General features: G+C 71.3%; 9 protein-coding genes. 5 read left to right on the top strand and 4 right to left on the bottom strand.

Features of this window, described 5'->3' with window-relative positions:
- Positions 1 to 240: 240 nt before the first annotated feature.
- Entirely contained in the window at positions 241 to 2,004 is a 1,764-nt protein-coding gene (gene aspS, locus ACFY1P_RS16800; protein WP_361527849.1) for an aspartate--tRNA ligase, read from the bottom strand.
- 176 nt (positions 2,005 to 2,180) lie between these two features.
- Between aspS and ACFY1P_RS16795 the strand changes: the two genes are divergently transcribed.
- Entirely contained in the window at positions 2,181 to 4,340 is a 2,160-nt protein-coding gene (locus ACFY1P_RS16795) for a SpoIIE family protein phosphatase (protein ID WP_361527847.1), read from the top strand.
- On the opposite strand, the gene ACFY1P_RS16790 is transcribed toward ACFY1P_RS16795, so the two are convergent.
- Positions 4,298 to 5,248 (bottom strand): pirin family protein, encoded by a 951-nt coding sequence (locus ACFY1P_RS16790; RefSeq protein WP_361527845.1) that lies wholly within the window; start codon positions 5,246 to 5,248, stop codon positions 4,298 to 4,300. The genes ACFY1P_RS16795 and ACFY1P_RS16790 overlap by 43 nt on opposite strands.
- A gap of 111 nt (positions 5,249 to 5,359) precedes the next feature.
- On the opposite strand from ACFY1P_RS16790, the gene ACFY1P_RS16785 reads away from it, so the two are divergent.
- A complete protein-coding gene (locus ACFY1P_RS16785; RefSeq protein ID WP_361527843.1) occupies positions 5,360 to 6,292 on the top strand; it encodes a trypsin-like peptidase domain-containing protein in 933 nt (310 codons plus the stop codon).
- Positions 6,293 to 6,333: 41 nt separating this feature from the next.
- Here the strand turns inward: ACFY1P_RS16785 and ACFY1P_RS16780 are convergent, their stop codons facing one another.
- Together ACFY1P_RS16780 and ACFY1P_RS16775 are read right to left on the bottom strand one after the other, a co-directional pair.
- The gene (locus ACFY1P_RS16780; RefSeq protein ID WP_116212775.1) at positions 6,334 to 6,786 is read right to left on the bottom strand and encodes an SseB family protein; all 453 of its coding nucleotides are present in this window, start codon (positions 6,784 to 6,786) and stop codon (positions 6,334 to 6,336) included.
- Between the two features lie 54 nt (positions 6,787 to 6,840).
- On the bottom strand, positions 6,841 to 7,596 hold the full coding sequence (locus tag ACFY1P_RS16775) for a hypothetical protein (protein WP_390750976.1): 756 nt from the start codon (positions 7,594 to 7,596) through the stop codon (positions 6,841 to 6,843).
- Positions 7,597 to 7,960: 364 nt separating this feature from the next.
- Here ACFY1P_RS16775 and ACFY1P_RS16770 point away from each other — a divergent pair, with 364 nt between their 5' ends.
- The 3 genes from ACFY1P_RS16770 (at position 7,961) to ACFY1P_RS16760 (ending at position 13,053) form a co-directional block, all read left to right on the top strand.
- On the top strand, positions 7,961 to 9,787 hold the full coding sequence (locus ACFY1P_RS16770) for an acyl-CoA dehydrogenase (RefSeq protein ID WP_361527838.1): 1,827 nt from the start codon (positions 7,961 to 7,963) through the stop codon (positions 9,785 to 9,787).
- A 133-nt stretch (positions 9,788 to 9,920) separates the two neighbouring features.
- Complete coding sequence (locus ACFY1P_RS16765) at positions 9,921 to 11,207, top strand: M18 family aminopeptidase (protein WP_361527836.1); 1,287 nt, start codon at positions 9,921 to 9,923, stop codon at positions 11,205 to 11,207.
- A gap of 1 nt (position 11,208) precedes the next feature.
- On the top strand, positions 11,209 to 13,053 hold the full coding sequence (locus ACFY1P_RS16760) for a BTAD domain-containing putative transcriptional regulator (RefSeq protein WP_390750975.1): 1,845 nt from the start codon (positions 11,209 to 11,211) through the stop codon (positions 13,051 to 13,053).
- Positions 13,054 to 13,113 lie beyond the last annotated feature (60 nt).

Here is a 13,113-nt window from a genome sequence, read left to right as displayed (position 1 = left end):
CTGGGGGAGGCAACGGACCCGAGGTTCGGGGTCTGGGGCGGAGCCCCAGTTTCGGGAAGGGGCGGGGTAGGGGAACAAAGCCCGCCGCAGGCGCCCACCCAGGGGCCTGGGGCAGCGCCCCCCACGCGGCGAAGCCGCACATCAGACGCAGCCGGGAAAGGGCAGATCCGGGGAAAGAACCCCCGGATACAGCGAGCGCCGGGCAGGCCCAAGCCCGCCCGGCGCTCGAAAAACCGGCCGTTACTTCACCGGCGGCTTGCGCAGCGAAAGGTGAAGCTCCTTCAGCCGCGACTCGTCCACCTCACTCGGCGCACCCATCAGCAGATCCTGCGCGTTCCCGTTCAACGGGAACGCGATCGTCTCGCGGATGTTCGGCTCGTCCGCGAGCAGCATCACGATGCGGTCGACACCCGGCGCGATACCACCGTGCGGCGGGGCGCCGAACTTGAAGGCACGCAGCATGCCGCCGAACTCGCGCTCCACGTCCTCGTTCGAGTAACCGGCGATCTCGAACGCGCGGTACATGACCTCGGGCTCGTGGTTGCGGATGGCGCCGGAGGACAGCTCCGTGCCGTTGCAGACGATGTCGTACTGCCAGGCCAGGATGTCCAGCGGGTCCATCGTGTTCAGCGCCTCCAGGCCGCCCTGCGGCATGGAGAAGGGGTTGTGCGAGAACTCGATCTTGCCGGTCTCCTCGTCCTTCTCGAACATCGGGAAGTCGACGATCCAGCAGAAGCGGAAGACGTTCTCCTCGAAGTGGCCGGCGCGCTTCGCGGCCTCGACGCGGACCGCGCCCATGATCTTGGAGACCTCGTCGAACTCACCGGCGCCGAAGAAGACGGCGTGGCCGGGGACCAGGCCGAGGGCCTCGGTCAGCGCCTTGACGTCCTCCTCCGTGAGGAACTTCGCGATCGGGCCGGAGAGCTCGCCGCCCTCGCCCACGCGGACCCAGGCCAGGCCCTTCGCGCCCTGCTCGACCGCGTACTCACCGAGGCCGTCGAAGAACTTGCGGCTCTGGCCGGCGGTGTCCGGCACGGCCAGCGCGCGGACGTGCTTGCCGGCGAACGCCTTGAAGCCGCTGTCGGCGAAGACGCCGGAGACGTCGACCAGCTCCAGCTTGGCGCGGAGGTCCGGCTTGTCGGAGCCGTACTTCAGCATCGCCTCGCGGAAGGGGATCCGCGGGAACGGCGAGGTGACGTGGCGGCCGTTGCCGAACTCCTCGAAGAGCTCGGTCATGACCTTCTCGATGACCTGGAAGACGTCCTCCTGCTCGACGAAGGACATCTCCATGTCGAGCTGGTAGAACTCGCCCGGCGAGCGGTCCGCGCGGGCGTCCTCGTCGCGGAAGCAGGGCGCGATCTGGAAGTACCGGTCGAAGCCCGCGATCATCAGCAGCTGCTTGAACTGCTGGGGGGCCTGCGGCAGCGCGTAGAACTTGCCGGCGTGCAGGCGGGAGGGCACCAGGAAGTCGCGCGCGCCCTCGGGGGAGGTGGCGGACAGGATCGGGGTGGCCAGCTCGTTGAAGCCCTGCGCGACCATCTTCTGCCGGATGGCGGAGATGACGGCCGAGCGCAGCATGATGTTGCGGTGCATGCGCTCGCGGCGGAGGTCGAGGAAGCGGTACTCCAGGCGCCGCTCCTCGTTCACGCCGTCGTCGGCGTTGATGGTGAAGGGGATCTGCTCGGCGGTGCCGAGCACCTCGACCTCGGTGACCTCGATCTCGATCTCACCGGTGGGCAGCTCGGGGTTGACGTTGTCCGCGCCGCGGCTCATGACCTTGCCGTCCACGCGGACGACGGTCTCCTTGGTGAGGTGGCTCAGGGCCTCGTTCGCGGCGGTGCCGGGACGGGCGACGAGCTGGACCAGGCCGTGGTGGTCGCGGAGATCGATGAAGAGGATGCCGCCCAGGTCGCGCCGATTGTGCAGCCAGCCACTCAGTCGCACGTCGGTGTCGACGTCAGCCGCACGGAGCTCGCCGCAAGTGTGGGACCGGTACCGATGCATCGTTCATCCAAGTCGTTGGTCGAGGTGTGATCGAGGTCGTCGATCGAGGGCCTTGATCGAGGTCGTTGATCGGGCGGGGCGCCGGGTCAGCGACGTAGCAGCCCCTGTGCAAGCCTACCTACTGCCGCGAGCGGCCTCGGTGGTGTCCGGCGCCGATACCCGCATAAAGTGGGGCAATGCGCACCGAGGACGTACTGGCCGCTGTCGCGACCGGCCTGTGGCAGTGGGACAACGCCACGCGCGTCGTCACCTTCGATGCCGAGGCGGCCCGCCTCATCGGCCTCCCCGCCGCGCATGTGGAGCTGACCGAGTCCGAGACCCGCGGCCGCTTCCACGCCGTCGACTGGGTGGAGATCCAGGGGATCATCAGCCTAGCGGTGGCCGAGGGCACCCTCGCCGAGGCCCGGCTGCGGGTGGTCGACGGGGAGGGGCGGGTGCTGCGGACGCTGCGCAGCCGCACCCGGGCCCACACCCGTGGCGGCGAGCACGGCCTGGTGGGGACGCTGGAGGAGGTGCCCCAGCCGCTCCAGGGCACCTCGGCGGTGCGCACGTCCGTGACGGGCGACTGGCGCCGCAACAGAGAAGCGTTTCTGCTGGACGCCGGGCGGGCCCTCGCGGAGGCCCGCTCGACGGCCGAGGTGCTGCGGGTGGCGGCGGGCCTGTCGATGCCCGGCTTCGTGCCCTCGGGCCTGGCCGTCTTCAGCGCGGAGGGCTCCCGGGTCAAGGTCATCGGCCACCAGGGCTACGGTCCCGGCGAGGCGGCGCCCTTCCTCGATCTTCCGCTGGACGCCGGCTATCCGGCCGCGGAGGTCATCCGCACCGGCCGCGCGATCTACTTCCCCTCCCCCGAGGACTACGAGCGCCGCTTCCCCGACGCCTGGAAGCAGGTGGCGCACTTCGGCCGCAAGGCATGGGCCTTCCTGCCGCTGATCAACGCCGGGCAGACCATCGGCGCCTGGATGGCGGGCTTCAGCGTGCCGGTGGCCTTCACCCCCGACGAGCGGTCCGTGCTCACCACCGTGGCCCGGATGCTCGCGCAGGCGCTGAGCCGGGCCAGCGTCCACGAGTCCGAGCGCGAGCTGACCGTGGGCCTCCAGCGCTCGATGATGCCGACACTTCAGCCGGACATCCCGGGGATGTCGGTGGCCGCGCGGTACGTCCCGACCGGCGGCGGGCTGGACGTCGGCGGCGACTGGTACGACATGATCCCGCTTCCCAACGGCAAGATCGCCCTGGTCATCGGGGACGTGCAGGGGCACGACGTACGGGCCGCGGGGCTGATGGGACAGCTGCGGATCGCCCTGCGCGCGTACGCCTCCGAGGGCCACCACCCCGACGCGGTCCTCTCCCGGGCCTCGCGCTTCCTCGCGGGGATCAACGCCAGCGAGACCGAGGGCGACGACACGGACCCGCGCTTCGCCACCTGTCTCTACACCGAGGTCGACCCCGCCACCGGGCGGCTGACCATCGCCCGCGCCGGGCACCCCGACCCCGCGATCCGGCTCACCGACGGCACGATGCTCCTGCGGCCCACGGCCGGCGGTCTGCCGCTCGGCATCGACCCCGACACCGACTACCCCACCACCCGGCTCGTCCTCGAACCCGGCGAGACCATGCTCGTGTGCACCGACGGCCTCATCGAGACCGGCGGCCACGACCTGGAGACCGGCTGGGAGCGGCTGCGCGGGATCATCGAGGGGCACACCTGCGACGAGGACGGCGCCCGGCCCACCGAGTGCCTGGAGGCGCTCGCCGACGCGCTCGTGCAGGGCGTGCACGGCCCGTCCTCGCACTACACGACCGGCCCGCTCGCCGACCGGCGCGAGGACGACATCGCCGTCCTCCTGCTCGCCCGCGACGGCGCGGCCGCGACCGGCGCCCCGGCCCGGCGCCGCACGGTCCTGACCATCGCCCAGGCCGAACCGGAGCGCATCGCCGAGGCACGGCGGCAGCTGCGCCTCCTGCTGCACGACTGGCCGGACCCGGACCAGGTCGACTCGGCCGTCCTGATGGTCTCCGAGATGGTCACCAACGTCCTCGTGCACACGGACGGGGACGCGCTGCTCACCGCCCAGATCTCCGGCGAGCACGGCGCGCGCTGCGTGCGCGTGGACGTGGCGGACGGCAGCGACGAGCTCCCGCACCGGCGGCACCCCGGGGAGATGGCCTCCTCGGGGCGCGGCCTGGTGCTGATGGAACTGCTCGCGGGCGCCTGGGGGGTGGACCCCCGCGGCGAGGGCAAGAACATCTGGTTCGAGCTCTACGAAGCGGACGGCGCCGGCCCGCCGCCGGCTCAGGCGTCGGCCGGGATCACACCGAGCCTGCCGGACTGGTAGTCCTCGAACGCCTGCGCGAGCTCGGCGTGGGTGTTCATGACGAACGGCCCGTAGTGCATCATCGGCTCCCGGATCGGCCGTCCGCCGAGGAGGACGACCTCGAAGTTCGGGCTCCGGGACTCCTGCGACCCGTCCGCGCGGAGCGTGATCGAGTCGCCGTCACCGAAGACGACGGACTGCCCCGTGCGGAAGGGCCGCTTGTCCGTGCCCGCCGTGCCGCGCCCGGCCAGCGCGTACGCCAGCGCGTTGAAGTCGGACCGCCACGGCAGCGTCAGCTCGGCCCCCGGGTTCAGGGACACGTGCAGCATCGTGATGGGCGTGTGGGTGATGCCCGGGCCCTCGTGCCCGTCGATGTCACCGGCGATCAGCCGCAGCAGCGCACCGCCGTCGGACGAGGTCAGCAGCTTGACCTGGCCGCGCCCGATGTCCTGGTAGCGCGGGGACATCATCTTGTCGCTCTTCGGGAGGTTGACCCACAGCTGGAGGCCGTGGAACAGCCCGCCGGCCACCACCAGTTCCTCCGGCGGCGCCTCGATGTGGAGGATGCCGGAACCGGCGGTCATCCACTGGGTGTCGCCGTCGGTGATGGTGCCACCGCCGCCGTGCGAGTCCTTGTGGTTCATGGTGCCGTCGATGATGTACGTGACGGTCTCGAAGCCGCGGTGCGGGTGCCAGGGGGTGCCCTTGGGCTCGCCCGGGGCGTACTCCACCTCGCCCATCTGGTCCATCATGATGAACGGGTCGAGGAACTTGTAGTTGATCCCCGCGAAGGCCCTGCGGACGGGGAATCCCTCGCCCTCGAAGCCCGACGGCGCGGTCGCGACGTGCAGCACCGGCCGCTGCTTCGCGTCCGCCGGAGCGGTGACGCGCGGCAGGGTCAGCGGGTTCTCAACGGTCACAGCCGGCATGACAGCCTCCTCGGTTGTTCTGCCCCCAAGTTAGTTGAAGGATGAACAACCCGCAAGGGCCGCAGCATTCCCGCGCGCCGGTCACGCCTGCCGACCATGGACACTGGATCAATGCGCCTGAACGTCCGCGGACCCGGCCCGGCCGCCCTCTCCGCCCTGATCGCCGCCGTGCTGGCCCTGGGCGCCGTCGCGCTGATGATGGCCAAGCACGGGATCGCCACGGACGCGCCGATCGCGGAGGGTGACGCGGCGGGCCACTACGCGCAGCCGGACTCGGCCGGCGACGCCGCGTCCAAGGCACTGCGCGCGGCGGTGCGCACCGAACCGGCTGCCCCGCCGCACCCGGAGGCCGCGCTCGCGGAACGCCCGGACCCGCTGCCCGCCTCAGAGCCGCTGGAGGCGTCCGGGATCAAGCCGTCACCCGCGGTGGGGCCGCTCTTCTACACAGGCGAGGGCACGCCGGGCCACGGCTGCACCGCGAGCGTCGTGCACAGCCCCAGGGGCGATCTCGTGATCACCGCCGCGCACTGCGTCCACCAGGACGGTTTCCGTACGGACATCGCGTTCGCGCCGGGCTATCACGACGGCCTCGCGCCGTACGGCGTGTGGGTGCCGACCTCCGTCGACATCGACCCGGAGTGGGCCGCGGACCGCGACCCGGACCACGACGTCGCCTTCCTGCGGGTCCGCAGGGTCGGCGACCGGACGCCCATCGAGCGGGTCACCGGAGCGGAGAAGCTCGGCCTGAAGCCGGCCGCGCGGCGGGCGGCGCGCCTGATCGGCTACCCGGCGGACCGCGAGACGCCGGTCGCCTGCCAGAACACGACCGACAGCTACAGCCCCACCCAGCTCCGCTTCGACTGCCGCGGCCTGACGAACGGCACGAGTGGCGGCCCCCTCCTCACCGACGTCGACCCGACGACGGGCCTGGGCACGGTCGCCGGCGTCGTGGGCGGCTATCAGGAGGGCGGCGACGACGAGACGTCGTACAGCTCGTACTTCGGCGACGACGTGGCGGCGCTGTACCGCAGGGCCACGGCCTAGCCTGTCGATCCCGCGGTCAGCGGGATCCGCCCGGCCACCGCCTAGCCGTACATCCGGCGCATCGCGAAGTCGACCATCTGCTCGACCGCCTTCGCGTCGAAGACCATGCGGTGGTCGCCCTCCATGTCGAGGACGAAGCCGTAGCCGGTCGGCAGGAGGTCTATGACCTCGGCACCGGTGATCACGAAATACTTCGACTCCTTGCCCGCGTACCGCCGCAGCTCCTTGAGCGAGGTGAACATCGGGATCACCGGCTGCTGGGTGTTGTGCAGGGCGAGGAAGCCGGGGTTGTCACCGCGCGGGCAGTAGACCTTCGAGCTCGAGAAGACGACCTGGAAGTCCTCCGCGGACATCGACCCCGTGGTGAAGGCCCGGACCGCGTCGGCGAGCGACGGCGGGGACGGCTCGGGATAGAGCGGCTGCTCGCCGTAGCCCCCGGGCTGCTGCGGCGGTGCGTAGCCCTGCGTTCCCGCGTTCTGGTCGTAGCCGTACATGCGCCAAAGCGTACTCAGTGAACCTCCCCGACCTGAAGGTCGGAGCTTCTGTCTTCACACGCACCCCGCGGCAGTACGGGCGACCGCCCGGCCGACGCCCCGGAGGGCGGCGGCACCACCTTCGTGGCCCGTGGTGTTCCCGGAACAGGGAACGACAGCAACACACGCGCCAACAGGCAGGTCAGCGCGGGTGGCCCGGTTCTGGGCGCTACTACGTGCTTCGCGGCTGCGCCCCGCACCCGCGCGCTGTCGAGCGCGCTGGTGGAAGCCATGCCGTTCCCGCTGGTCGGCAGACCAGCCGGGTTGGGCCCGTAGATACTTCACCCGAATCACCGTCTCGGGTGGGACCGGGACGTACGTCCCGTCGTTGACGGCCAAGGTGTGGATGTTCACCCCGCCCACCGCGTCCCGGTGGAGCACCGAGGCGCAGGTCGTGTTGACGCAGGCGTACGAGCGGCCGCGCACGATGGTCACCACCCGGACTCCGGCAGCCTCCACGCCTTCAGGGCCGGAAACATCCGGCAGGCTGTCGTCAGGCACCCGGTAGGCGATACGCAGGGACCAGCAGCGTGCCGCTGCGTCCCAGCACAGCTTGATCTCACCCCATCGGTCCGGTGTGACCAGGGCACCGCTCCGGTCGATGATCTCCGGCACCGCCAGCACGATCCGCTCGCGCCCGCGCCCCAGCGACAGAGCCAGCCGACCGCTGGGAGTGATCTTCCACCCGTAGCCCGTGGTGAAGACCAACCGCCGGTAGCGCTTCTCCCGCCAGGGGAATTTGAGCTCGCCCCAGTGCACCTCCTGGAGCAATCTTTCACCAACAGACCCTCCCTGGTGGGCGGTTCGCGAGTTCCGTCCGGCGCGTCACTCCACAGCGGGCACCCGGCACTCAAGCGCGAACCGACCCACAGCCATCACCGCGTCGCGGACCTCGAAGACCCGCCCCTCCAGCCCCCTCGGGAGGTACGACGTCGACTTCCCGGCCGGACGATTTACGGCGCACCGAAGGTCGTCCTCCCCGCGCTCCCGCGTCCCTGCCCGCGCGGCTCCGCGATTGAGCCTGGTCACAGTTGGACGATCAGGGGTTGCGTCTTATTACCGGTGGGTAGCATCATGGAAATTACTGCCCGGTACGTATTTGAGGTCTACCTCCCAGCCTTACGGAGCCGTTGTCATGGGCCACTACAAGTCGAATCTCCGCGACATCGAGTTCAACCTCTTCGAGGTGCTCGGCCGCGACAAGCTGTACGGCTCCGGCCCGTTCGCGGAGATGGACATCGAGACCGCCAAGGACATCCTCTCGGAGATCACGCGCCTCTCCGAGAACGAGCTGGCGGAGTCCTACGCCGACACCGACCGCAACCCGCCGGTGTTCGACCCGGAGACCAACACCGCCCCGATTCCGGACACCTTCAAGAAGAGCTACCAGGCGTACATGGACGCCGAGTGGTGGCGCCTGGGCATTCCGGAGGAGATCGGCGGCACCACCGCGCCGCGCTCGCTCCTGTGGGGCTTCGCGGAGACGATCCTCGGCTCGAACCCGGCCGTGTGGATGTACTCCTCCGGTCCCGCCTTCGCGGGCGTGCTCTTCGAGGAGGGCACCGAGCAGCAGAAGCACATCGCGAAGATCGCGGTGGAGAAGCAGTGGGGCTCCACCATGGTGCTGACCGAGCCGGACGCCGGCTCGGACGTGGGCGCCGGCCGCACCAAGGCGGTCAAGCAGGAGGACGGCTCCTGGCACATCGAGGGTGTGAAGCGCTTCATCACCTCCGGTGAGCACGACATGGCGGACAACATCCTCCACTACGTCCTCGCCCGCCCCGAGGGCCACGGCCCGGGCACCAAGGGCCTGTCGCTCTTCCTCGTCCCGAAGTACGAGTTCGACTTCGAGACCGGCGAGCTGGGCGAGCGCAACGGCGTCTACGCCACCAACGTCGAGCACAAGATGGGCCTCAAGGCGTCCAACACGTGCGAGATGACCTTCGGCGACAAGCACCCCGCCAAGGGCTGGCTCATCGGCGAGAAGCACGACGGCATCCGCCAGATGTTCATGATCATCGAGTTCGCCCGGATGATGGTCGGCACGAAGGCCATCGCCACCCTCTCCACCGGCTACCTCAACGCGCTGGAGTACGCCAAGGAGCGCGTGCAGGGTCCGGACCTGGCCAACTTCATGGACAAGACCGCGCCCAAGGTCACCATCACCCACCACCCCGACGTGCGCCGCTCCCTGATGACGCAGAAGGCGTACGCGGAGGGCATGCGCGCCCTCGTCCTGCACACCGCCGCCGTCCAGGACGACATCCTGGTCAAGGAGCACGCGGGCGAGGACACCAAGGCGCTGCAGGGCCTCAACGACCTGCTCCTGCCGATCGTGAAGGGCTACGGCTCGGAGAAGTCCTACGAGCTGCTCGCGCAGTCGCTCCAGACCTTCGGCGGCTCCGGGTACCTCCAGGAGTACCCGATCGAGCAGTACATCCGCGACTCGAAGATCGACACGCTCTACGAGGGCACGACCGCCATCCAGGGCCAGGACTTCTTCTTCCGGAAGATCGTCCGCGACCAGGGCCAGTCCCTGAACACCCTGGCCGAGGAGATCAAGAAGTTCCTGGCCTCCGAGGCCGGCGGCGAGGAGCTGGCCGAGGCGCGCGGCTCGCTCGCCAAGGCCGCGGTGGACCTGGAGGCGATCGTCGGCAAGATGATCACCGACCTCACCGCCACCGGCGAGGACGTCAAGAACATCTACAAGGTCGGCCTCAACACCACCCGCCTGCTGATGGCCTCCGGTGACGTCGTCGTCGGCTACCTCCTGCTGCGCGGCGCGGCCGTGGCCGCCGAGAAGCTGCCGGCCGCCTCCTCCAAGGACAAGCCGTTCTACGAGGGCAAGATCGCGGCGGCGAAGTTCTTCGCCCACAACATCCTGCCGGGCGTCTCCCTGGAGCGCGGCCTCGCCGAGTCCATCGACAACTCCCTGATGGAGCTGGACGAGTCCGCCTTCTAAAGGCACCACGCTGAAGGCACCCACGCGGCACGCCACCGGACCGTGAGGTTCCGGTGGCACCGCTTCCGCACCTCGGCCACGGGCCCGCTCTCCCTCCCGGGGACGGCGGGCCCGTTGTCCTTATCCTGAGGCCATGAGCCCTGCGCACCGCTTCGACCGCGGCCACACCGACGACCTGATCTCCTTCCTCGCCGCCAGCCCCTCCCCGTACCACGCGGTGGCCAACACAGCCGCACGACTGGAGAAGGCGGGCTTCCGCCAGATCGCCGAGACCGACGCGTGGGACGCGTCGACGGGTGGGAAGTTCGTGCTGCGCGGGGGCGCCCTCGTCGCCTGGTACGTACCTGAGGGTGCGACAGCCGCCACCCCCTTCCGCATCATCGGCGCGCACACCGACTCGCCCAACCTCCGCGTCAAGCCGCTGCCGGACACCGGTGCGCACGGCTGGCGCCAGGTCGCCGTCGAGCTCTACGGCGGCACGCTGCTCAACACCTGGCTCGACCGCGACCTCGGCCTCTCCGGCCGGGTGACACTGCGCGACGGCAGCCACCACCTGGTCAACGTGGACCGCCCGCTGCTGCGCGTGCCGCAGCTCGCCATCCACCTCGACCGGGGCGTCAACGACGGCCTCAAGCTCGACAAGCAGCGGCACATGACGCCGATCTGGGGCCTGGGCGAGCCGCGCGAGGGCGACCTCGTCCGCTTCGTCGCCCAGGAGGCCGACCTGGTCGCCGAGGAGATCGCCGGCTGGGACCTGATGGTCCACAGCGTGGAGCCGCCCGCCTACCTCGGCCGCGACCGCGAGCTGCTCGCCGCGCCGCGCCTGGACAACCTGCTGTCCGTGCACGCGGGCGCGGCCGCGCTGGCCGCCGCCGCCGGCGACCACCTGCCGTACATCCCGGTGCTGGCCGCCTTCGACCACGAGGAGAACGGCAGCCAGTCCGACACCGGCGCCGACGGCCCGCTGCTGGGCACGGTGCTGGAGCGGTCCGTCTTCGCCCGCGGCGGTGCGTACGAGGACAAGGCGCGCGCCTTCGCCGGCACCGTCTGCCTCTCCTCCGACACCGGCCACGCGGTGCACCCCAACTACGCGGAGCACCACGACCCGGGCCACCACCCGGTGCCCAACGGCGGGCCGATCCTGAAGACCAACGTCAATCAGCGGTACGCGACCGACGGCGGCGGCCGGGCCGTCTTCGCCGCCGCGTGCGAGCGGGCCGGCGTGCCGTGGCAGCACTTCGTCTCGAACAACTCCATGCCTTGCGGCACCACCATCGGCCCCATCACGGCCGCCCGCCACGGCATCGCCACTGTCGACATCGGCGTCGCCTGCCTGTCCATGCACTCCGCGCGCGAGCTGTGCGGCGCGGACGACCCGCATCTGCTGGCCGCCGCGCTGACTGCCTTCCTGGAGGGCTGATTTGGAGTTCTCCCTGCTGGGCCCGGTCACCGCCACCGCCGCCTCCGGTGAGCTCCCGCTGGGCCCCGCCAAACGGCGCAGCGTGCTCGCCATGCTGCTGTTGCAGCCCAACACGACGGTCTCCGTGGCGCAGTTGATCGACTCGGTCTGGGAGGACGCGCCGCCCGCGCACGCCCGCACGGTCGTGCAGGGCCATGTCTCACGGCTCCGGGCGACCCTGGCGGAGGCGGGTGCCGACGCGTACGGGGTGTCGCTGGCCACGCACGGTTCGGCGTATCTGCTGCGGCTGCCGGAGCCGGCCGTGGACACGTACCGCTTCGGCGAACTCGTCGCCCGCGCACGCCCGGAGGAGGCTCCGTCGGAGGCGGTGGGGCTGCTGCGTGAGGCACTGGGCCTGTGGCACGGTCCGGCGCTGACCGGCACGGTCCTCACGCCGCCGCTGGCCGCGGCCGCGCACGCGCTGGACGAGCGGCGGCTGACGGCCGTCGAGGCGCTCGCGCGGGCGTACGGCGCGCTGGGGGCGCACGACCACGCGGCCGCGGCGCTGCTGCCGGAGGCGGTCGGGCATCCCCTGCGCGAGTCCCTCGTGGCCGCGCTGATGCTCGCGCTGTACCGCGCGGGCCGTCAGTCCGAGGCGATCGAGTGGTTCCACCGCACCAGACGCCTGCTCTCGGACGACCTGGGCGTGGGTCCGGGCGAGGCGCTGCGCACGGCCTACGCGCACATGCTCACGCCCACCGCGGGCGGCGGGGAGGCGGCCGCGCGCAGTCAGCGGTGGACGGCCGACGGTGCCGACAGGCCGCGCGCGTCGCTGACGGGCCCGTGGGCGACGCCGCAACTGCTGCCCCGGCGGCCGGCCGGGTTCCTCGGCCGGGACCGTGAACTCGCCGAACTGACCCGGCTCCTGGGCGGTCACGGCGCCGCGCCCGTGCCCGCGGCCGGTGAGGTCGCGCTCGTGACCGGGCCCGCCGGCGTCGGCAAGAGCGCGTTCGCCGCGCACTGGGCGCACGTCCACGGCGACGCGTTCCCCGACGGCCGGCTGTTCGCCGATCTGCGGGGGTTCAGCGGCAGCGAGGAGGCGCAGCCGTACGAGGTGCTGCGGGAGTTCCTGCTGGCGCTCGGCACGCCCGGTAACCGCATACCCGCCTCGCCGCAGGCGGCGTCCGCGCTCTACCGCTCGCTCGTGGCCGGGCGGCAGGTGCTCGTGGTCCTCGACAACGCGCGCAGTTCCGCCCAGGTGCGGCCACTGCTGCCCGCCGGCGCGCGGTGCGCGACGCTCGTCACCAGCCGCAGCCGGCTCGACGGTCTGGTGGCGACTGACTCGGCGCGGCCGCTGCGGCTGCGCTCGCTCGGCACGGAGGACGGGGTGGCCCTGCTGGGCGCGGTCCTCGGTCCCGACCGGGTCGCCGAGGACCCCGACGCGGCGGCCGAACTGGTCGCGCTCTGCGACGGCCTGCCGCTCGCGCTGCGCGCCGCGGCCGCCCAGCTGACGGCCCGCCCGCGCTGGCGGCTGGGCCGGATCGCGGCGGCGCTGCGCGACGAGCGGCAGCGGCTGGCCCTGCTGTCCGCCGAGGACACGGGTGTGGCGGCGGCCCTGCGTGCCTCGGCGGCTCGTCTGTCGGAGGACGACGCCCGCCTCCTGAGCGCGCTGGGCGCGGGCTTCTCGCGCGTCGTGGACGCCTCGGACGTCGCCGAACTCGCGGGCGCGGACCCCGACGTGACGCGCTACGGCCTGGACCGGCTGGCGGAGATGCACCTGGTGGACGAGGAGGCGACGGGGCGGTACGTCATGAGCGACCTGGTGAAGCTCTTCGCGCAGCGGCCGCCGCCGGAGCCGGGCGACTGATCGCGGCGCGGCTCGAACAGAGCGTGGGCAAAGCCTGGGGCAAGACCACACATTCGGGGC

Source organism: Streptomyces sp. NPDC001407 (genome assembly GCF_042895325.1).
Lineage (GTDB): Bacteria > Actinomycetota > Actinomycetes > Streptomycetales > Streptomycetaceae > Streptomyces.
The sequence above is the reverse complement of the archived record's forward strand: the minus strand, read 5'-3'. Positions and strand labels throughout refer to the sequence as shown.

What these genes read in the sequence shown, in the direction of transcription:
- aspS (WP_361527849.1), bottom strand. Translation starts at nt 2,004, where the DNA reads ATGCATCGGTACCGGTCCCACACTTGCGGCGAGCTCCGTGCGGCTGAC.
- ACFY1P_RS16795 (WP_361527847.1), top strand. Translation starts at nt 2,181, where the DNA reads ATGCGCACCGAGGACGTACTGGCCGCTGTCGCGACCGGCCTGTGGCAG.
- ACFY1P_RS16790 (WP_361527845.1), bottom strand. Translation starts at nt 5,248, where the DNA reads ATGCCGGCTGTGACCGTTGAGAACCCGCTGACCCTGCCGCGCGTCACC.
- ACFY1P_RS16785 (WP_361527843.1), top strand. Translation starts at nt 5,360, where the DNA reads ATGCGCCTGAACGTCCGCGGACCCGGCCCGGCCGCCCTCTCCGCCCTG.
- ACFY1P_RS16780 (WP_116212775.1), bottom strand. Translation starts at nt 6,786, where the DNA reads ATGTACGGCTACGACCAGAACGCGGGAACGCAGGGCTACGCACCGCCG.
- ACFY1P_RS16770 (WP_361527838.1), top strand. Translation starts at nt 7,961, where the DNA reads ATGGGCCACTACAAGTCGAATCTCCGCGACATCGAGTTCAACCTCTTC.
- ACFY1P_RS16765 (WP_361527836.1), top strand. Translation starts at nt 9,921, where the DNA reads ATGAGCCCTGCGCACCGCTTCGACCGCGGCCACACCGACGACCTGATC.